Below are 20,755 nucleotides of genomic sequence, written 5' to 3'. Positions count from 1 at the left end.
CTTACAGCGTTTCAATGTCTTTCAGTTTTTCAACCATTTTCAAGCCGTATCCCGAAAGCAGATGGCCCGGCTGAATCTCCACCGCTTTTTTGAAGTAGCCGGCCGCTTTCTCCAGGTCGCCAAGGAACTGCATATAAATCGCGCCTGTATTGTATAAAGCATCCGTATGTTTTGGGTCCTGTTCCAGCACTTTTTGAAATTGTTTCAGCGCTTCGTCCGCGAAATTGGATTTGATAAGGGAGAGCGCGTACTGAAATCTCGCTTCCGTATCCCCTTCATCCAGTTCAACGCTCCTTTGCAAATACGGCATGGCAAAGCGCGGATTGCCGAGCATCATAAAACACATGCCGAGCATAAAATACGTATCTTTGTCCTTGAGCCCGAGCTGGATTGCTTTTTCAAAACAGCCGGCAGCCGCTTCATAATGCCCCTCTTCGTATTGGATTGTGCCAAGGCTGTAAAAGGGGTGGGGAAGTTCTTTCAATGCCAGCGCTTTCCGGTAAAAATTCTGCGCCTTTTCCCGCTCGCCTGCAGCAAGCAGCACATCGCCGAAATGGATATAGCCGACCGGATCGTCCGGATTGTCTTCGATCACTTCATTAAACCATTTCAGCGCTTCATCATATTTTTTTTTCTGCAAGGCTTTCATACCGCGTTCATGCTTGTTCATTTCGTACACTCCTGATTAATGATACGAGTATTATAACATAAAATGAATCGCTTCACTTTTTAAACGAACCCCGACATTTTGTGAGGGCATGCTTTTGCACTTCCCCCACCCGGTCCAGATCATCGTCTTCGCAGGCTGTGTGAAAGATGAGGTGATTTTTACAGCTGTATGCAAATGGAGCGGGTCTTTTCACGCTGTGTGAAGGAGTACTGCCCTTTCCTGTTTCATGAAAAAACCTGTACTGCGATCATGGCGAGCTTCCCCGTTTCCTTGTTTCCGGCGATCACGTTTCCCCTGGTCAACATTTCACTGTTTTGTCCATAAATAGAGCCATGCCCACAATTGTGTGCATGGCTCCTGTAAGATCAGCCGACGTACATGAGCTGTTCTTCGTTTTTATAAATTTTATCGATCGTGGCACCGCCAAGGCATTCTTCACCGTTGTAAAAAACAACAGCCTGGCCGGGGGTGACGGCACGAACCGGTTCGTCGTAAATGACTTTGACTTCATCATTACCAAGCAGCTGGACCGTTACTTTCTGATCCGGCTGGCGGTAGCGGAACTTCGCGGTGCACCGGAATACTTCAGGCGGCTTTTTGCCCGATACCCAGTTTGCTTTCACGCCGGTCATATAGTCGGAGTAGAGGGCCGGATGGTGGAATCCCTGTTCCACATAAAGAACATTTTCTTTCAGGTCTTTGCCGACAGCAAACCATGGCTCGCCGGAACCGCCGATCCCAAGGCCGTGGCGCTGGCCGATCGTATAGTACATCAAACCTTCGTGTTCGCCCATCACTTTACCGTCGAGCGTTTTCATCAGCCCTTTTTGCGCAGGCAGATAATGGCTTAAAAATTCTTTGAAATTGCGTTCGCCGATAAAGCAGATGCCGGTCGAGTCTTTTTTATTTGCCGTGGCAAGCCCGGCTTCTTTCGCAATTTCGCGGACGCGCGGTTTTTCCAGATCCCCGATCGGGAACATCACGCGCGAAAGCTGGTACTGCCCGAGCTGGTTGAGAAAATACGTCTGGTCTTTATTTCCATCCACGCCCCGCAGCATTTTATATTCGCCGTCCTGGTGAGTCACGCGTGCGTAATGGCCAGTCGCAAGATAATCGGCGCCGAGGTTTAAAGCATGTTCAAGAAAAGCCTTGAACTTGATTTCCTTGTTGCACATTACATCCGGGTTCGGCGTCCTTCCCGCGCGGTACTCATCCAGAAAATAGGTGAACACTTTATCCCAATACTGTTTTTCAAAATTAACGGCATAGTACGGAATGCCGATCTGGTTGCAGACGCGGATGACATCATTGTAGTCTTCCGTTGCCGTACAGACGCCGTTTTCATCGGTATCATCCCAGTTTTTCATAAAAATGCCGATCACATCATAGCCCTGCTGTTTAAGCAAATAGGCGGCAACAGAAGAATCAACGCCGCCCGACATGCCAACAACCACTCTTGTATCTTTTGGTGCTTTTTGCATAATGCCTCCTCTTTTCTATTGTTGCTGGAACTTGCGGACGATTTCTGCCGTTTTACGGGCGGCTGCTTCCACTTGCTCCATCGTATTGGCAATCCCGAAACTGAAACGGATGGAGGTACGGAGCCGTTCCGAATCGCGCCCGAACATGGCAACAAGGACATGGGAAGGCTCAATCGACCCGGCTGTGCAGGCAGAACCGTTCGAGGCCGCAATCCCGGCAAGATCCAGATTGACAAGCATCGATTCCACATCCGTTTTCGGAAAACTTAAGTTGAGCACATGCGGAAGGGCCGCCTCCGCGTTGCCGTTCAGCTGAAATTCCACCTTTTCCTGCTTTAAAATTTCCATAAATCTTTGTTTAAAAGCGCTGTATTGCTTTGGTTTATCCACAAGCGCCTGCTGCGCCCATTTGACGGCCTCGGCAAAACCGGCAATGGACGCCGTATTTTCCGTCCCGGGGCGGCGTTTTAATTCCTGGGCGCCGCCGAAGTTGCGGTTTTTCAATTTTGTTCCGTTCCGAACGTATAAAAATCCGATCCCTTTTGGCCCGCCGATTTTATGGGCCGAAACGGAAAGCATGTCCACGTTCAGGGCATTTACGTCGATCTTCTCATTTCCGTAAGCCTGGACGGCGTCCGTATGAAAAACGGCCGGATGGTTTTTCAGCAGCTCACCGATTTCGGCGATTGGCTGGATCGTTCCGACTTCATTATTTCCATACATCACGCTGACAAGAATGGTATCATCTCGGAGCGCTTTTTGCACGTCTTCCGCCTTAATCCGCCCTGTTTCATCCGGCTGCAAATACGTGACGTCATACCCTTTTGTTTCCAGGTATTCCAGCGGATGCAAAACGGCATGATGTTCGATTGCCGTGGAAATAATATGTTTTCCCTTTTCAGCGGCTGCTTCTGCCGTACCGAGAATCGCGTAATTATCCGCTTCGGTTCCGCCGCTTGTAAAAATGATTTCATTAAACTGTGCGCCGATGCTGTCTGCAATCACCTGGCGCGCTTCGTCCAAAATGCGGCGCGCTTCCCTGCCGAATGCATGAATGCTCGACGGATTCCCGAAATGGCCGGTAAGCACTTGCATCATTTTTTCTGCAACTTGCGGAAGAACAGGGGAAGTGGCCGCATGGTCCAAATAAATTTTTTCCACTTTTCGCACCTCTTAATTAGATATAATACATGTAGGCATCCGGTTCTGTATCTTCCCGGTATTTGGCCAGATCTTCAATGGTTGTGCTGTCAAGAACGTCCTTGACCGCGTCCCGGATCCGGATCCAGAGCTGGCGTTTCACCGGTTCTTCGTCTTCAATGCCCTCTACCGGTGTAATCGGTCCCTCCAGCACACGGATCACATCACCGGCTGTGATTTGCGAAGGTTTTCGCGTTAAAACATAGCCGCCGTAAGCGCCGCGGATGCTTTTGACAAACCCGGCATTACGGAGCGGAGAAATCAGCTGCTCCAGATAATGTTCAGACAAATTCTGGCTCTGGGCAATGGATTTCAGGGAAGTCGGCCCCATGCCGTACCGCTTTGCCAGTTCAATCATAATGGTCAGCCCATAGCGGCCCTTCGTTGAGATTTTCATTTCATTCCACCTCTTTCCGATTATTCCCGAAAAAAAATTGTTAAGCCAAAAACGGCAGATGAGCGCGTAAAAAAATAAGCCCATTCATATAAATGAACGAACAGACTGGTCCCAAACTTAACATATTATAGCATATTTATCGGCATAATGCGAAACAAGAGCGGCGTGTGAATGCTGCTTTAACTTGAAAAACATCATTGAAAACAGGAAAAAGCCCCCTTTAATTCATTAGAGGCTATAGAGGGTGTTTTGCTATGTTCAATTAAGGCGAATTTTTGCGTTTTTTTCACAAGTTCCATAATAAAATCATCTTTTAATCTTTGGTTTTGTCATATTTGGAAATACTTCGTTTTCTATCTGACTTGACTTGGTGTTTCAATGCATTTTTATGCGCTTTCATGGCGGAAGAATGATTAACAGAAGAGGATTCGATTGTGTCACTTGTGTCCGTATCGTCGTTTCCTGAAACCTCTGTATTTGAGTTGGGACCAGAAACAAGTAAAGAACCATCATCTTGTGCGTATGCTAAAAATACATAAGATTGGCCAACTTCAGGAAGCACATCATCATCAAATGTTACGATTGAACTCCCGTCTTCCGAAATGCCGCCAGCTTTTTGAACGGGAATAGGTTTGTCAGTCTCTAGTTCACCTTTTATATTTTCCAATACTGTTATTTTGTAATTGGTATAGGGTGTGGAAATTTCCTTCGTACCCTCTTCTGTTTCAATTTGTGTTGTATTTTTATATGCCGTACCTGTTTTCTCCTCAACGCATGCTAAAAATTAATCGGCGTCCCCGACAGTTTCTTCAGGATGATCCCTATTAATTGAAAAAGCACCGTCCATCTGCACTTTTTTAGGATGTTTGCTCGTTTTATTGGTTGCAGCATGATGAGAGCACGCCCCCATCGCCATTGCAGCAATCAGTACCAGAACAACCACCAATGGAAGCAATGTTTTTTTCTGTGAAAAACTCATTCTAAATCCCTCCTTTGATTTTAGGTTCTTTTAGCCGACAAGGTTTGAATGCGTTTTCATTATCGTTTAATGTTATTCTGATGGTTTCGTATTTATACATCATGTCACTGCTCGTATGATGTTTCAAGCCTAAAGCATGTCCAAGTTCATGGGTCCCGACATTTTGCCTTTCTGATAAATACCATCAGGCGACAATCATTATGGATTAAGACAATTTGAAGGGGGCCTGGTTCTTTCAAAAATCAACTTCATCCGAAAAAACACCATCCGGTTTTCCCCGGATGGTGTTTTTTATTGTGCCGTATAACCCCCGTCCACATGGAGATCCGTGCCGGTAATAAACGATGCGTCATCGCTTACAAGGAACAAAACGGCTTTCGCCACTTCTTCCGGCTTGCCAAGTCTTTTCATCGGATTGTGGTCAATGGTTTCCTGAATTTGTTCTTTTGTGAAATATTTCAGTGCCGGCGATTCTGTTGTACCCGGAGAAACGCTGTTGACGCGGATGCCCTGTTTGGCATACGTAACAGCTTCCGCCCGCGTCAAATTCACAACCGCAGCTTTGGCGGCGGAATAGGCCGCACTGTTGGTAATCCCGACGTGGGCCATAAAAGAGCCCATGTTGACAATCGCGCCTTTTCCGTTTTTCAGCATGTACGGGATCGCATATTTATTGGAAAGCATGACACCGGTTAAGTTAATGTCCAATACTTTTTGCCAGTAGTCCTGGTCGAGTTCATGAACAGGCCCGTGCTTTTCCGGAATCCCGGCACACGCAACCAGAATGTCAAGCTTCCCGTAAGTATCCGTCGCCTTCTCCATTAAATGCCTGACACTGTAATAATCGGAAACATCACAATGAACAAAAAGCGCTTCCCCACCGGTTTCTTTGATTTTGTCGGCAATTTCCATCTTGGATTCCGCCACATCCCCGATGACGACTTTCGCACCTTCGTTCGCAAAAAGCCAGGCCGTCGCTTCCCCGATTCCGGAAGCGCCGCCTGTAATGACGGCAACTTTATTTTTCAGTCTCACCGCGTTCACCTTCCTATGTCAAATCATGCAAAAACCATGCACAGCCGGATCTCATTTTTTTCCATAGCCGTTCATGGCGCCCATTTTCCTAGCCTACAATCATTATATCAAAAAAGCAACAATGTACAGCCGGGAAAACTGAAAAATACAAAAAGCCCCCATCAATGCTATTCCCTTTAAACCTATGCCCGAAAAACCTGATTGCTTCCCGCATGCCCGTGAAATCTGTTAAGATAAGGATACGAAAACAGGTTTGGAGCGATTAAAATGAAAGACGAACCGCTTGCCTACCGGATGCGGCCGCGCACGATTGATGAAGTGATCGGACAGGAGCATCTCGTCGGCAAAAATAAAATTATATACCGGATGGTCAAAGCGCGCCAGCTTTCTTCCATGATTTTGTACGGGCCGCCGGGCGTTGGGAAAACGTCGATTGCCAGCGCGATTGCGGGAAGCACCAAATATGCATTCCGTACGTTAAATGCCGTGACGAACAATAAAAAGGATATGGAGATTGTCGCCGCCGAAGCAAAAATGAGCGGAAAAGTCATTTTGCTTCTCGATGAAGTCCACCGGCTCGACAAAGCAAAACAGGATTTTTTGCTGCCTTATCTTGAGTCCGGCATGATCGTCCTGATCGGGGCCACAACGAGCAACCCGTACCATGCCATTAACCCGGCGATCCGGAGCCGCTGCCAGATTTTTGAGCTTTTCCCTTTATCGCTTGATGAGATCAAGACGGCGCTTACCCGTGCCCTTGATGATGCGGACAGGGGACTTGGCAAATACAAAGTGAAAATAGAGGAAGCGGCTTTCAACCATTTTGCGCAAGGATCGAACGGCGATGTGCGTAGCGCGTTAAATGCGCTGGAACTGGCCGTGATTTCAAGCGAACCTGATGATGACGGCGTGATCCACATTACGCTTTCTATTGCCGAAGAATGCCTGCAGAAAAAAAGCCTTGCCCATGATAAGGACGGCGACGCGCACTACGATGTGCTGAGCGCTTTTCAAAAATCGATCCGCGGTAGCGATGCCAATGCCGCCCTTCATTATTTGGGCCGGCTGATCGAAGCCGGGGACCTGCCGAGCATTGCGCGCAGACTCCTTGTGATTGCTTACGAAGACATCGGCCTTGCAAGCCCGCAGGCCGGCGCGCGCACCCTTGCCGCCATCGAAGCGGCAGAAAGGCTCGGGTTTCCGGAAGCGCGCATCCCGCTTGCAGCTGCGGTCATCGAATTATGCCTGTCGCCGAAATCAAATTCCGCGATCATGGCGATTGATGCCGCCCTTTCTGATATCCGTGCCGGAAAAAGCGGCGAAGTGCCCGCCCATCTGAAAGACGCCCATTATAAAAGCGCAAAACAGCTGGGACGGGGCATCGGTTACAAATACCCGCATGACTTTGAAAATGGCTGGGTCAAACAGCAATATCTTCCGGACACCCTCAAATATGCCCGTTATTATGACCCGAAAAAAACGGGCAAATTTGAACGGGCGCTTGCCCAAGTGTATGAAAAAATGGAGCAGAACCATAAGCCGTAAAAAAAGAAAGCATCCGTGATGCTTTCTTTTTTTCAATGTTCATCTTTTACCCTTTTTACCGGGATGTCTTTCAAAATGTCACGGACAACGAAACTCGCCATAAACAGCCCTGCGGTTGACGGAACAAACGCATTAGATGAAGGTGGCATTTGTGCTTTACGGATTTCGGCTTCATCATTTCCGACCACTTTGCGGACATCTTCGCGGATGACGATCGGGCTTTCGTCGGAAAACACGACCGGAATGCCTTTTTTGATGCCTTCTTTGCGCAGCTTCAGGCGCACAACGCGGGCAATCGGATCGGTGTGCGTTTCGGAAATGTCTGCGATGCGGAGGCGTGTCGGGTCCATTTTATTGGCCGCCCCCATGCTGGATATCATTTTGATCTTCCGTTTCAGGCATTCTTTCATTACATGCACTTTGTAAATAATCGTATCACTTGCATCCACCACATAGTCCGGCTTATAAGAGAAAAACTGTTCAGCCGTTTCTTCCGTATAGAACATTTTTAAAGAAATCACGTCACAATCCGGATTGATATCGGCAATCCGTTTTTTCATCAAATCGGCTTTCGCCTGCCCAACGGTGGAAAGCAGCGCCGGAATCTGGCGGTTAATATTTGTAATGTCAACATCATCTTTGTCAACAAGGATTAACCTTCCGATTGCCGACCGAGCCAAAGCTTCAACCGCAAACGAGCCCACGCCGCCGACACCGAGAATAGCAACGGTGCTGTTTTTCAGCTTTTGCAGCCCTTCCTGCCCGATTGCCAATTCATTCCGTGAAAACTGATGCAGCAATTTCCTCATCTCCAAACATACTCATTTCTTTCCTAGATTATCCAAAAACGGCCCGGAAAGCAAACCTTTATGTTCAGCTGCTTGCCGCCGGCTTTTCCGTTTTTTTATCCCTGTATACGCTCGAAAGCAATGTTCCGAAAAAAGAGGCCAGCACCTGCTGAAAAAGCATGCCGGAGATGACCGGCAGCACAACCTGGGCCGGGAAAAAGGTGACTGCGATGACAGATCCGGCACTGATATTGCGCATGCCGCCGCTGTATGTTAAGGTCACGATCATGCCGCGGTCAAGATGGAACAAAGCGCCGATCAGCCAGCTTAATAAATAGCCGCAAGCCGAAATGAACAGCACAGTCAGGATAATAAACAGCACATGGGCATCCATTCCCCTGAGGTACGGCGATACGACCCCGCCGTTGATCATGACGACAAGAAACATGCCGATTTTGGAAAACGGAGAAAGTACTGAAGAAGCCTTCCGCTGGGTTTCGAGCTGTGTAAACTGGCTGAACAGGATGCCGAGCAAAGACGGGATGACGATCATCGTAAAAAGATCTTGCATGAGCGGCCAAACCTCAATATGTACATTCTTACCGACAAACAAGAGCAAAGTAAGCGGCACAACAACCGGAGAAAGCAGGGTATCTATCAAAATGACCGTTAAAACAAGCGGGATATTCCCTTTTTGCATCATGACCCATACAAAGCTTGTCACACCTGTCGGAATGGCGGCCGAAAGCAAAAACCCGGTTGTCGTCAGCGGGTGCCCGGGAAAGAGCAAATGCCCCGTTCCGTACGCAAACAAGGGCATAAAAAGGTGCAGCACCCCTAAAGCAAGCAAAACCGGAAACGGATGGCGAACAACCGCCCCGAGCTGCTTAAAGGTTGAGCCGATGCTCCCTGTAAAAGTCATAAAAGCAAACAGCCACGGCACTAAAAATAAAAGGCCCGTCAACCGGTGCCCGAGCACCATCCCGATGATCAAGCTTCCCGGGATAAAAACCGGCATCATTTTGCCAAGGAAACGGTTTGCGCGATCAAAAAACGAAAAACACACAAAAATTCCTTCTTTTCCAAAAAATAAAAACCCTCTTTTTCTAAAGAGGGAAAGGAGTGGAATGAGCCCCGGACGTGCCGTTCTTGCAATCCTCTGTTTTGATCCCGCTCTCGAGCAGGTGGGTGCCCTGCACCAGGCTTTATGCGTCCCCGCAAAGGGCATGCACGCCGTCTGGTGACCCCGGGCCCCCGATAATGAAGTGTTCGGTCAAAACGATAGGAACATATACGAACACCCCAGGACTCATTCAACTTGTTTATATCATAGCATTTTTTTCACCCGTTTTCAAACGAAAAAAGGCTCGCAGGCGGCTGGAAAAATTTTACGCCGCCTTTTTCCGGGTTTTGATCTCATTTTTTTGCTTTTAATTTCAATTGCAGCTCATCCAGCTGCGCCTCGCTGACCGCGCCCGGTGCATTCGTCAGCAGGCAGCTGGCGCTGGCTGTCTTCGGAAATGCAATCGTGTCGCGCAAGTTGCTGCGGCCGGCAAGGAGCATGACAATCCGGTCAAGGCCGAGTGCGATGCCCCCGTGCGGCGGCGTGCCATAATCAAACGCATCAAGCAAAAAGCCGAACTGGGACTGTGCCTGCTCTTTTGAAAAGCCGAGCGCCTTAAACATTTTTTCCTGGACATCCCGTTTATAAATCCGGAGCGATCCGCCGCCGAGTTCATACCCGTTCAATACAATATCATAGGCCTGCGCCTTTACGCTTGCCGGGTCGGTTTCCAGCTTCTCAATATCTTCTTCAAACGGCATCGTGAACGGATGATGTGCCGCCGTATAACGCCCTGCATCTTCGTCATATTCCAAAAGCGGCCAGTCCGTCACCCACAGGAAGTTGAATTTCGACTCGTCAATCAGGCCGAGTTCTTTGCCGAGCTTGTTTCTTAGCGCCCCGAGCGCATCGGCGACGACTGATTTTTTATCCGCCACAAACAACAGCAAATCGCCCGTTTCTGCATTTGTAGCAGCCGCTAATTGCGATTGTTCCGCTTCTGTAAAAAATTTTGCGATCGGGCCCTTTAACCCTTCGTTTTCCGCTTTCAGCCAGGCAAGGCCTTTCGCGCCGTAACGTGCGGCAAATTCGCCGAGCGCGTCGATGTCTTTTCTCGAATATTTGCTTGCCGCGCCCTTTGCATTGATCGCTTTTACTTGCCCGCCCGAGGTAACGGCAGATGCGAACACTTTAAAACCGGCGTTTTGGACGATTTCGGAGACGTCCACCAGTTCCATGCCAAAGCGGGTGTCCGGTTTATCCGATCCGTACCGGTTCACGGCTTCCTCGTAGGTCAGCCTCGGCAGCGGCGTTTCGATATCGATGTTTTTCACTTCTTTCATCAGCCGTTTGATCATTTTTTCTGTCATGGTCAAAATGTCTTCCTGGCTCATGAAACTCGTTTCAATATCAATTTGCGTAAATTCCGGCTGCCTGTCTGCACGCAAGTCTTCATCACGGAAACAGCGAGCAATCTGGTAATAGCGGTCAAAACCGGAGATCATCAAAAGCTGCTTAAACAATTGCGGCGACTGCGGCAAGGCGTAAAATTCGCCAGGATGCACCCGGCTCGGCACGAGATAATCGCGGGCGCCTTCCGGGGTGCTTTTTGTCAAAACCGGGGTTTCAACATCGATAAACCCTTCTTCATCGAGAAAGCCTCTAATTGATTTTGTAATCGCATGGCGCATTTTCATCGTTTCAAACATGACCGGGCGCCGCAAGTCGAGGTAACGGTATTTCAGGCGCACATCTTCCGCCACGCCCGTCTCGTTTTCAATCATAAACGGCGGGGTTTTTGCATTGTTGATGATCGCAAGGCGGTCGGCCTGAATTTCAATTTTGCCCGTTTTTAAGTTCGGATTTACCGTATTTTCGGAACGGGCGATGACTTTCCCCTCTACTTCGAGCACATACTCGTTCCGGACTTTTTCCGCAAGTTTAAAAGCTTCTTCAGAGACCGCCGTATTAAATACAATTTGGACGATACCGGCACGGTCGCGCAAATCGATGAAAATGAGGCCGCCCAAGTCGCGCCTTCTCTGCACCCATCCTTTCAGCACCACTTTTTCGCCAATCTGTTGTTCCGTCACATCACCGCAATAGTAAGAACGTCCTTCCATCATGCTTCCCCCCTGTTTGCCATATCTTTAAAAGCTGTAATAAACCCTTCAAGCGGCAGTTCTTTTTGTTCGCCTGTCGCCATATTTCTGACGCTTGCTTTCCCGGCCCGCAGCTCCTCTTCGCCGATGACCGCAACAAATGCGGCTTTCACCCGGTCCGCCGCTTTAAACTGTGCCTTCACTTTGCGTCCCAAATAATCCTGGTCAGCTGAGAATCCGGCACTTCTTAATGCCTGGAGCAATTTAAAAGCAGCCGGTTTCGTCTCCTCGCCGATCGCGACCACATAGCAGTCCGTCCTGTGGCCAACAGGAAGTTCGATGCCTTCCGCGTCCAGTGCCGCAAGCAGCCGTTCAATGCTTAAGGCAAACCCGATCCCCGGCGTTTCCGGCCCGCCCATTTCCTCAACAAGGCCGTTGTAACGCCCGCCGCCGCAAAGGGTGGTGATCGCGCCGAATCCCTCCGCATTGCTCATAATTTCAAAACAAGTATGCACATAGTAATCAAGGCCGCGCACAAGCCCGGGGTCGATTTCATAAGGGATGCCGAGCGTGCCAAGAAACTGCAAAACTTTATCAAAATAAGCTTTTGATGCATCATTTAAATAATCCAAAATGGATGGCGCTGTTTTCATGAGCGGATGGTCATGATCTTTTTTGCAGTCAAGAATACGCAGCGGATTTTGTTCAAGGCGTTTTTGGCAGTCCGCGCAAAACTCCCCGATATGCGGTTTGAAATGATCAATAAGCGCTTCCCGGTGCCTGAGCCGGCTTTCTTTATCGCCGAGGCTGTTGATCACAAGTTTGACATTTTTTAAACCAAGCTGTTTGTAAATATCCATTGCGAGCGCAATGACTTCGGCATCGATGGCCGGGTCTTCGCTTCCGAGCGCTTCAACGCCGAACTGGACAAACTGACGGAAGCGCCCTGCTTGCGGCCGTTCATAACGGAACATCGGGCCGTTATAATACAGTTTGACCGGCTGAACCGCGTTTCCGAACATTTTATGCCCGATAAAGGAACGGACGACCGGCGCTGTTCCCTCCGGCCGCAGTGTCAGGCTGCGCCCGCCCCTGTCATCGAATGTGTACATCTCTTTTTGGACAATATCCGTCGTGTCCCCGACCCCTTTTTGGAAAAGCTCGGTATATTCGAAAATCGGTGTCCGGATTTCCCGGTACTGATAGTTTTCACATATTTTTTTTGCGGTGTTCTCAATATAATTCCATTTTTCCACCTCGCCGGGCAGGATGTCCTGCGTGCCGCGCGGAATTTGAACGGTCATGGCGTACTCCTCCTTCTATTGCTGAAAAATGATGGGTTTTCATTTTCATCCTGCATGCCTAAAAATGTTGATATGAAGACGAGTATCCTCCTTCTCAATCAATGTTTATGTAAAATAAAAAACCCCCGGTCCCTTGTCTTATAAACAAGGGACGAGAGTTGAATTCCCGTGGTGCCACCCTAATTGAAGCGTCTGCTTCCACTTTTACAGTTAACGCCTGTAACGCCCGTCCCTACTGGATTTCCGTTCAGGACAGAACCTACAAAGTGTTCGTTCATTAAGCCGTTGTGCAGAAATGTTTTCAGCCCGGGACATTTCCTCTCTTTTCACACGGATCTTAATTACTCTTCTTTGTCATCGGTTTTGCCAATTTTACCATCTATTTTTATTATGTTACGCGTGGCACCGGCTGTTGTCAAGGCTGCCGGCAAAGTTTTTCCCCGATCTGCGTTCAGCGCCTGAAAAAGTTCGTTTTCCGCGGATCGGGTCTTTCATTATGAGCGCCCCAGTTTCTTTTTCAAAAGTTTCAGGTCCCCTTTTGAAAGACCAGTTTCAATCGCTGATTCAGCGTTGAACGCTTCCTGTCCGGCACTTCCCGGATCCTGGAAATTAACGCCGTAAATTTGATTAAATGCATTACCGGCTGTCCTATTTTTATCCGCTGCTCTCAATGCCGTTCACTCCTTCTCGTTCCATCCTTTCTATTTTTCCCTTTTTTATTTTTTCTTACCCGCAAAAAGGAGTTTTTTTACGGAGCGCGAATAACAAATAGTGGACAATTTTCCGGACAGGGATGAGGGGTGGAGATGTGAAAAAACTTTTTTTCCGGCTGTTTTTCCTGGTGCTCTTTTTTCTGATTGCACCCGGCGTGATCCATGCGGGGGCGGAAGAGGCCGGGACGGTAACGGTGACGCATGCGGCTGTCTACATCCGCAGCGGGCCCGGGGTGTCCTACCCGATCGCAGGCAAAGCAGCCAAAAACGACACGTACACGGTTCTTCAAAAAGACGGGGATTGGTTTCAAATCCGCCTCCCGCAAGGAAATACAGGCTGGATTGCGGGCTGGCTTGTGGAAACAGGCACCCCTTCCGCAAAACAATCAAAACAAGGAAAAATCACCGCTGACCGCCTGCGCATTAGAAAAGCGCCGGACCAGTCTGCCGCAATCGTTGGCACGCTTGAAAAAAATGCCGTAGTCACGGTTACCAGGGCAGAAGGCGGCTGGGTTTATATTGAAAGCGGCAATGTTTCAGGCTGGGCAGACAGCCAGTATGTACAGACGGAAAAAAACAAAAACGCCGGGAAAACGGCGGAAAACAACGTAAGCGCCGCAATTGTTGCCGCCACAAGCCTGAATATCCGCCGGTCTCCTTCGCTTCAAAGCGGAACGGTAGCGACAGTAACGTACGGGACGAGGCTGCAAATTACCGGAACCGACCACGGCTGGTATGAAGTCGAACTGGACGACGGCACGCACGGATGGGTCGCAGGCTTCTACGTGGCGCGCGAAAGCCAGGCAAAGCGCAGCAGTGAAGCAGAGGTGACCCTCCATTCCGGCACAAGCCTTTACAAAAGGCCCCAATCCAGCTCGGACACGGTGGGAACCGCCAAGGCAGGGGACCGTTTTCCCGTAGTTTCAGAAATGGACGGCTGGTATAAAATCAGGATGGAAAGCGGCATTTCAGCCTATATTCCGGCAAAGGTCGCCCAAAAAAGCAATAAGACTGTAAAAAAAGGCATCAAGGGAAAGACGATTGTGCTTGATCCCGGGCACGGCGGAACGGATAACGGCACAACCGGCGCTTACGGCACGCTTGAAAAACTGGCGACGCTGAAAACGGCAAATGCCCTGTACGAAAAGCTGAAAAAAGCAGGCGCCCGCGTCATCCTTACCCGGAACAGCGATACGTACGTATCCTTGCCGGAAAGAACCGCCATCAGCAATACAAACCATGCCGATGCTTTTGTCAGCATTCATTTTGACAGCGCTGAAGATCCTCATACGCGCGGGCATACGACGTACTATTACCACGCGCAGGACTATAATTTCGCAAGGCTTGTCAATAACCAGATCACAAGCCGGCTCGGCACCGTTGACAGGGGCGTAAAATTCGGGGATTTCCATGTCATCCGTGAAAATACACAGCCAGCCATTTTGCTTGAACTCGGTTACTTGAGCAGCCCGGCTGAAGAAAAGCATATCGCGGAGAAATCTTTTCAAACGAAGGCGGTGGCCGGGATTTATAACGGGTTAAAAGCTTATTTTCAGTAAAAAAATGCCGGGGCATCCCCGGCATTTTTTTATTTTTTAATGTTTGGCTGCGGCATTGCGCGTTTGATAAAGAACGACAAAATTAACGCAAACGCTGCGATCCCGGTCGCGACGAAAAAGGCATCGTTTATGCCGCTGATCGTCGCATTCACAACCGATTTTTGATATACAATATAGGAGCCAAGCACCTGTCCGTACTGGGAAGGCAGACCGGAAGCATGGGCCAGGCCTTGTCCGATGGCCGCAATTTTTTCAGACACATACGGGTTGAGGTTTGCATAGGCATTGACATAGTTTGCCGTATGGAAATCGGCACGAGTGGACATTACGGTTACGAGAAATGCCGTTCCGAGACTTCCGGCAACCGTACGGGCGGTGTTGGCCGCAGCCGTCCCATGGCTGGTCATATGAATTGGCAACTGGTTCATCCCTTCTGTCATGATGGTCATCATAATGAAAGACATCCCAAAGCTACGCAAAACATATAGGAACAACAAGTGGCCGTAGGAGGTCGTCATCGACAACTTCGTAAATTCGTAAGTCGTCCAGACGGTGATAATCAAACCAAAGACAGCGAGCGGCCTTGCCCCCATCTTGTCAAACAGCCAGCCGGATATCGGCGACATAATCCCCATGATGATCGCCCCCGGCAGCATCAGCAAACCGGAATCAAGCGCTGTAAACCCGCGGATGTTTTGCAAATAAATCGGCAGCAAAATCATCCCGGCAAACATCGCCATATTCACCACCATGCTGACAATCGTCGTTAAAGCAAAGATATCATATTTGAATACACGCAAATCAAGCATCGGTTTTTCCGTCGTTAATTCCCGCCATACGAACAAAACAAGCGAGATAACGGCAATGATCAGGGAAATGACAACCTGTTTGCTGCTCCAGCCGTCATTCCCGGCTTCACTGAATCCGTACAGCAAAAAGCCGAAACCGAGCGTGGAGAAGATAATACCCGGAACATCGATTTTCGGGTTTGTCGTTTTCATGACATCTTTCATCCATGCCAAAGTGACAAATATATCAATCACGCCGAACGGAATGACAATCCAGAACAAAATGTGCCAGTCGTAATGGCCGACCAGCCACCCTGACAATGTCGGGCCGATCGCCGGGGCGAAAATCATGGCAACCCCCATCATCCCCATCGCGCTGCCGCGTTTTTCCGGCGGGAAGATGGTTAAGAACACCGTCATCATCAGCGGCATGATGATCCCGGCACCGGAAGCCTGGACAATGCGCCCGAGCATCAGGATCGAGAAGTTTGTCGAAATGGCGCACAAAACCGATCCGGCCGTAAAGAGGGAAACGGCTGTAATCATCATTTTCCGCGTGCCCCATTTACTGATCATAAATGCCGTAACCGGAACAAGGATCCCGTTTACAAGCATATATCCGGTTGACAGCCATTGCACCGTATTTGCCGTCACATTCAAGTCGTTCATAATATGCGGAATGGCGACATTCAAAAGCGTTTGGTTCAAAATCGCCACAAATGCCCCGAGCATCATGGCAGCAACAATTTTCCCCCTGCCGTGCCCTTCTTCCACTTCCCGAGGAACAACTCGACTGGGCGCTTCCGTCGGACGTTTTTCGCCGTCCGTTCCGGCGCGGCGCGTTTCCATTTTTTCTGGCCGTGCCGCCAATCCTTCATCTGTTTTTGCCGACACCTGCGTTTCCGCTTTTTCAGGCGGTGCAGGCATTGTTTCCATTTCCGGCACCCGCTTGTCAAGAAGCGGGCTTTCCATCTTTTTCTTCCTTCCCCTGTTCCTTAATATGAGATTCAGGACAAGAAGGACAATGACCGATAAAAGAACATAACCTGCGATAAATTTTCCCATCGGATTCACCTACTTATGAATGCGCACAGTCACGTTCATGCCCGGAACCAGGTCCAGCCCGCCATAGCTGTCAAGTTTAACTTTAACAGGAATGACCTGTGTTTCTTTCGTATAATTGCCGGAGCTTCTGTCCGTCGGCATCAGGGAGAACGTGCTGGCAGTCGCTTTTCCGATTGAATCGACAGTTCCTGTCAGTCTGGTGTTCGGATAGGCATCCACGTACACGTCAACGTCCTGGCCGGTTTTCACGTCATTGAGATCCGTTTCTTTTACTTCAGCGGTGACAAACAAGCTGTCCAAATCATAGCTTTGTGCAAGCGTTGTGCCGGCTGCAACATACGTATTCGCAACCGCGGAATTTTTCACGATCGTGCCATCCGCCGGCGCTTTAATATCCATTTTCACCGTATTGGCGCCGTTTTGTACTTCAACTGTGCCGACTTTATCCCCTTTGGTAAAAGCCTTGCCTTCTTTGCCGTCCCATGAAACGAGTTTGCCGGTTGCAGGGGAAGCGATGGTGACCGACTGGCCGTCAATATAGGCATTATCGGTTGTGACATAGCTGACCGAGCGGTTGTAAAAATAATATCCGGTAAAACCGCCGCCAACGAGAATAACAAGAATAATAATATTGATCAAAATCATCCGTCTTGCGTTCATAAAAAGTTTACTCCTCCTCAGATGTTAAAATTTCCAGCATTTCGTTGTGAAGCCTTAACAGATTTTCCAACTCCGCTCCATAACGTTCTGTGATCAGGTACATTTTTTGTTTCAGCACTGTATTGCCGCCCATAAACGCTTTGAGCTTGCTTCTCCCTTTTTCGCTCAGGCAGAGGACAACGGCTCTCCGGTCATCCTTGGATGATAACCTGTTAACAAATTCCTGCTGCACAAGCCTGTCGACAATGCCGCTGACCGTGCTGTTCGTTAAATAGAGGCTTTCCGCCAGCTCATTTAATCGCATATTGGGATGAAGCGCGATGGCATTCAGCACAAACATTTGCATCGCGGTTAAACCGTGCTGTTCCGCGTCTTTCGCGGCCAAACGAAAAATGGCTTTATTCAGCCTGAAAAGCGATTTTAACAAATCATATGAACCGTTCTCCATGTATCCCCCTTCCTTTAACCTTTAAATGATTCTTTGCGAAATAATTCGCATCCGAATTATTAACGCTATCTATCTTTGCATATCCAAAGTACAATTGTCAACTATATTACACCAAAACTTTTTTGGAAACGTTTTTATTTTGTGAAAAGGAAAAACCCCAGATTTTTCGGGGTTTTGGCTGTTTATTTGCTTTCCAAAATGAGCGTAACCGGCCCGTCATTTACCAGCCGGACATCCATCATCTCCCCGAATCTGCCGGTTTCGACATGGACCCCCATTTCTTCAAGCTTCCGGTTAAACAGATGGTAAAGCTTTTCCGCCTGTCCGGGCTTTGCCGCCGCCATAAAATTCGGGCGCCGCCCTTTCCGGCAATCGCCGTATAAAGTAAATTGGGAAACCGACAAAATGTCCCCGCCGGTATCCAAAAGCGACAAGTTCATTTTTCCCTGTTCATCTTCAAACACGCGGAGATGGACGATTTTGTCGGCGAGATAGGCTGCATCTTTTTCGGTATCCTCGTGCGTTACGCCGACAAGGAGGACAAAGCCTTTTGTAATGCTTCCTACCACTTCTCCGCCTACAGTGACGCATGCTTCCTTGCTGCGTTGCAAAACAACCCGCATTTTTCTGGCTCCTTTAACTCATGATCCTTCTGACTGAATAAATATCTGGAATATGTTTAATTCTTTCCACGACCCGGTGCAGATGGCTGATGTTCTGAATGGAAATCGACATGATAATCGTAGCCATTTTGTTGCGGTCACTGCGCCCGCTGACGGCTGAAATATTCGTTTTCGTTTCATTGACCACCTGCAGGACTTCATTGAGCAGGCCGCGGCGGTCGTACCCGGTAATTTCAATGTCGACATTATACTCTTTCCGGTCGGCTGCATCCGTCTCCCATTCGACCGGGATAAGCCGGTTTTGCGCCTCTTCGTTCTGCACGTTCGGGCAGTCGGCACGGTGGACGGAAACGCCTCTGCCTTTCGTGATAAAGCCGACAATTTCATCGCCCGGCACCGGGTTGCAACATTTCGAAAGGCGGATCAGTAAATTGTCGACGCCCTTCACGGTTACGCCTGCATCCTTTTTCCGGTGCTTTGCGGCCGGTTTCTGCTCGGAGACAATCTCCTTAATCGTTTCTTCGGAATCCCGCTGCTTCCGCCATTTTTCCGTCAGCCGGTTGGCGATTTGGCTTGCGGTGATCCCGTTGTACCCGACAGCAGCATACATATCGTCTTCATTGGCAAAATTAAATTTTTCGGCAACTCTTTTGATGTTGTCGGCTGCCATCACTTCTTTTACGTCGAATTCCATCGCCCGGATTTCTTTTTCCACCATCTCGCGGCCTTTTTCAATATTTTCTTCTTTCCGCTGGCGTTTGAAAAACTGGCGGATTTTGTTTTTCGCCTGCGATGTCTGGGCAAGGTTCACCCAGTCGAGGCTCGGCCCGTATGAGTGTTTTGAAGTGAGAATTTCGACAATATCGCCGGTTTTTAACTGGTAATCGAGCGTCACCATTTTGCCGTTGACTTTCGCGCCGATCGTCTTGTTGCCAATTTCCGAGTGGATCCGGTAGGCAAAATCAATTGGGACGGACCCGGACGGCAGTTCAATGACATCCCCTTTAGGCGTAAAGACAAACACCATGTCGGAAAACAGGTCGATTTTCAGCGATTCCATGAATTCTTCCGCATTATTGGTGTCATTTTGAAATTCCAGAATTTCGCGGAACCACGACAATTTTTTCTCAAAAGACGTTTTCTCATTGACCGTTTTTCCTTCTTTATATGCCCAGTGTGCGGCAACCCCGTATTCGGCAATGCGGTGCATTTCAAACGTCCGGATCTGCACTTCAAGCGGTTCGCCTTTTGGCCCGATCACCGTCGTATGGAGCGACTGGTACATGTTCGGCTTTGGCATTGCAATATAGTCTTTAAACCGGCCCGGCATCGGTTTCCAGCATGTATGGATCACACCGAGCACGGCATAACAGTCTTTGATGCTTTTGACAATAATCCTTACGGCAAGCAAGTCATAAATTTCGTTAAATTGCTTATGCTGCTGGACCATTTTCCGGTAAATCGAGTAAATATGCTTCGGTCTGCCAGAAATTTCCGATTTGATATGGATATCCGCAAGCCGTTCCTTCACTTCTTCAATGACATTTTGCAGGTACTGTTCACGCTCGGCGCGCTTCCGCTTCATCAAATTCACAATCCGGTAATATTGCTGGGGATTTAAATAACGGAGCGAGGTGTCCTCAAGCTCCCATTTGATGGCGGAAATGCCGAGGCGGTGGGCGAGCGGCGCAAAAATTTCGAGCGTTTCATTCGCGATCCGCCGCTGCTTTTCGGGGGGAAGATGTTTCAATGTACGCATATTGTGCAGCCGGTCCGCGAGTTTGATCAAAATGACGCGGATATCCTGCGCCATCGCGACAAACATTTTCCGGTGGTTTTCCGCCTGCTGCTCTTCATGCGATTTATACTTAATTTTCCCGAGTTTCGTCACCCCGTCAACAAGCATCGCCACTTCATCGTTAAATTCTTCACGAAGCTCGTCAAGTGTCACATCTGTATCTTCCACAACGTCATGCAGAAAACCTGCTGCTACCGTTGAAGGATCCATCTCCAAATCCGCCAGTATCCCAGCAACCTGAATCGGGTGAATGATATACGGCTCCCCCGATTTGCGCTTCTGGCCTTCATGCGCTTTACTGGCGAACGCACAGGCATGCCGCACCATTTCAACATGTTCGTCGTTTAAATATTGTTTTGTCCTGTCAATGACGTCTTCGGCGGTCATTATTCGGTCATTCGCCATAAAAAAATCACCTTTAAACTGGAATATATGAATCGATGATTGCAATATCATATTGACATTATTATCATGAAAAAAAAGAAGATTGTAAAGTAAATGACACAGAATGGAAGAAATTTGGCGAAAACAGCCGGT

Annotated in this window: 19 protein-coding genes, 1 other RNA gene, 1 pseudogene and 1 other annotated feature; of the genes and pseudogenes, 2 read left to right on the top strand and 19 right to left on the bottom strand. The window is 48.8% G+C overall.

The annotated features are described in order from the left end of the window. Window position 1 precedes the first annotated feature (1 nt). The 8 genes and pseudogenes from ABR335_RS07365 to ABR335_RS07330 all read right to left on the bottom strand — a co-directional run bounded on the left by ABR335_RS07365 (window position 2) and on the right by ABR335_RS07330 (window position 5,762). Entirely contained in the window at window positions 2-670 is a 669-nt protein-coding gene (locus ABR335_RS07365; RefSeq protein WP_350346689.1) for a tetratricopeptide repeat protein, read from the bottom strand. Between the two features lie 365 nt (window positions 671-1,035). Further along, a complete protein-coding gene (gene mnmA, locus ABR335_RS07360; protein ID WP_014097910.1) occupies window positions 1,036-2,151 on the bottom strand; it encodes a tRNA 2-thiouridine(34) synthase MnmA in 1,116 nt (371 codons plus the stop codon). Window positions 2,152-2,166: 15 nt separating this feature from the next. Then, entirely contained in the window at window positions 2,167-3,312 is a 1,146-nt protein-coding gene (locus ABR335_RS07355) for a cysteine desulfurase family protein (protein ID WP_350346688.1), read from the bottom strand. 16 nt (window positions 3,313-3,328) lie between these two features. Beyond that, window positions 3,329-3,748, bottom strand: coding sequence for a cysteine metabolism transcriptional regulator CymR (gene cymR / locus ABR335_RS07350; protein WP_014097908.1), 420 nt, complete (start codon window positions 3,746-3,748; stop codon window positions 3,329-3,331). A 313-nt stretch (window positions 3,749-4,061) separates the two neighbouring features. Beyond that, window positions 4,062-4,415, bottom strand: coding sequence for a hypothetical protein (locus tag ABR335_RS07345; RefSeq protein ID WP_230951703.1), 354 nt, complete (start codon window positions 4,413-4,415; stop codon window positions 4,062-4,064). Window positions 4,416-4,532: 117 nt separating this feature from the next. Next, window positions 4,533-4,727: a hypothetical protein gene (locus tag ABR335_RS07340; protein ID WP_350346687.1), complete on the bottom strand. Its 195-nt coding sequence runs from the start codon at window positions 4,725-4,727 to the stop codon at window positions 4,533-4,535. Between the two features lies 1 nt (window position 4,728). Beyond that, a pseudogene (locus ABR335_RS07335) lies at window positions 4,729-4,878 on the bottom strand (hypothetical protein); the annotation flags it as partial. Window positions 4,879-5,018: 140 nt separating this feature from the next. After that, the gene (locus ABR335_RS07330) at window positions 5,019-5,762 is read right to left on the bottom strand and encodes an SDR family NAD(P)-dependent oxidoreductase (protein ID WP_014097906.1); all 744 of its coding nucleotides are present in this window, start codon (window positions 5,760-5,762) and stop codon (window positions 5,019-5,021) included. Between the two features lie 267 nt (window positions 5,763-6,029). Here ABR335_RS07330 and ABR335_RS07325 point away from each other — a divergent pair, with 267 nt between their 5' ends. After that, on the top strand, window positions 6,030-7,307 hold the full coding sequence (locus tag ABR335_RS07325; RefSeq protein WP_026683585.1) for a replication-associated recombination protein A: 1,278 nt from the start codon (window positions 6,030-6,032) through the stop codon (window positions 7,305-7,307). Window positions 7,308-7,339: 32 nt separating this feature from the next. On the opposite strand, the gene ABR335_RS07320 is transcribed toward ABR335_RS07325, so the two are convergent. The 6 genes from ABR335_RS07320 to ABR335_RS07295 form a co-directional block, all read right to left on the bottom strand. Beyond that, window positions 7,340-8,107: a tRNA threonylcarbamoyladenosine dehydratase gene (locus ABR335_RS07320; RefSeq protein WP_014097904.1), complete on the bottom strand. Its 768-nt coding sequence runs from the start codon at window positions 8,105-8,107 to the stop codon at window positions 7,340-7,342. A gap of 73 nt (window positions 8,108-8,180) precedes the next feature. Continuing rightward, window positions 8,181-9,116 carry a bile acid:sodium symporter family protein gene (locus ABR335_RS07315; protein WP_044051948.1) on the bottom strand — a complete coding sequence of 312 codons (936 nt, stop codon included), beginning with the start codon at window positions 9,114-9,116 and terminating at the stop codon, window positions 8,181-8,183. 106 nt (window positions 9,117-9,222) lie between these two features. Beyond that, window positions 9,223-9,407: non-coding RNA, 6S RNA (gene ssrS, locus ABR335_RS07310), on the bottom strand. A 104-nt stretch (window positions 9,408-9,511) separates the two neighbouring features. After that, complete coding sequence (gene aspS / locus ABR335_RS07305; RefSeq protein ID WP_014097901.1) at window positions 9,512-11,284, bottom strand: aspartate--tRNA ligase; 1,773 nt, start codon at window positions 11,282-11,284, stop codon at window positions 9,512-9,514. Then, window positions 11,281-12,564: a histidine--tRNA ligase gene (gene hisS / locus ABR335_RS07300; RefSeq protein WP_026683586.1), complete on the bottom strand. Its 1,284-nt coding sequence runs from the start codon at window positions 12,562-12,564 to the stop codon at window positions 11,281-11,283. The genes aspS and hisS overlap by 4 nt, the downstream gene beginning before the upstream one ends. Window positions 12,565-12,708: 144 nt before the next feature. Then, window positions 12,709-12,931 (bottom strand) — a binding site (T-box leader). A 127-nt stretch (window positions 12,932-13,058) separates the two neighbouring features. After that, window positions 13,059-13,235, bottom strand: a complete 177-nt coding sequence (locus ABR335_RS07295; protein WP_168986061.1) for a hypothetical protein — start codon at window positions 13,233-13,235, stop codon at window positions 13,059-13,061. A gap of 137 nt (window positions 13,236-13,372) precedes the next feature. Between ABR335_RS07295 and ABR335_RS07290 the strand changes: the two genes are divergently transcribed. After that, a complete protein-coding gene (locus ABR335_RS07290; protein ID WP_350346686.1) occupies window positions 13,373-14,836 on the top strand; it encodes an N-acetylmuramoyl-L-alanine amidase in 1,464 nt (487 codons plus the stop codon). Window positions 14,837-14,865: 29 nt separating this feature from the next. On the opposite strand, the gene ABR335_RS07285 is transcribed toward ABR335_RS07290, so the two are convergent. The 5 genes from ABR335_RS07285 to ABR335_RS07265 all read right to left on the bottom strand — a co-directional run bounded on the left by ABR335_RS07285 (window position 14,866) and on the right by ABR335_RS07265 (window position 20,623). After that, window positions 14,866-16,689 carry a DHA2 family efflux MFS transporter permease subunit gene (locus ABR335_RS07285; RefSeq protein WP_350346685.1) on the bottom strand — a complete coding sequence of 608 codons (1,824 nt, stop codon included), beginning with the start codon at window positions 16,687-16,689 and terminating at the stop codon, window positions 14,866-14,868. Between the two features lie 9 nt (window positions 16,690-16,698). Then, window positions 16,699-17,349 (bottom strand): HlyD family efflux transporter periplasmic adaptor subunit, encoded by a 651-nt coding sequence (locus ABR335_RS07280; protein WP_061575629.1) that lies wholly within the window; start codon window positions 17,347-17,349, stop codon window positions 16,699-16,701. 7 nt (window positions 17,350-17,356) lie between these two features. Continuing rightward, window positions 17,357-17,797 carry a MarR family winged helix-turn-helix transcriptional regulator gene (locus ABR335_RS07275; RefSeq protein ID WP_350346684.1) on the bottom strand — a complete coding sequence of 147 codons (441 nt, stop codon included), beginning with the start codon at window positions 17,795-17,797 and terminating at the stop codon, window positions 17,357-17,359. Window positions 17,798-17,979: 182 nt separating this feature from the next. Further along, entirely contained in the window at window positions 17,980-18,420 is a 441-nt protein-coding gene (dtd, locus tag ABR335_RS07270; RefSeq protein WP_017552642.1) for a D-aminoacyl-tRNA deacylase, read from the bottom strand. Between the two features lie 13 nt (window positions 18,421-18,433). Continuing rightward, the gene (locus ABR335_RS07265; RefSeq protein WP_350346683.1) at window positions 18,434-20,623 is read right to left on the bottom strand and encodes a RelA/SpoT family protein; all 2,190 of its coding nucleotides are present in this window, start codon (window positions 20,621-20,623) and stop codon (window positions 18,434-18,436) included. Between the last annotated feature and the right edge of the window lie 132 nt (window positions 20,624-20,755).

This window comes from Heyndrickxia faecalis, assembly GCF_040267745.1.
GTDB classification, from domain to species: domain Bacteria; phylum Bacillota; class Bacilli; order Bacillales; family Bacillaceae_C; genus Weizmannia; species Weizmannia faecalis.
Note: the sequence above shows the minus strand (reverse complement) of the source record. Positions and strands in the feature narration are given on the sequence as shown.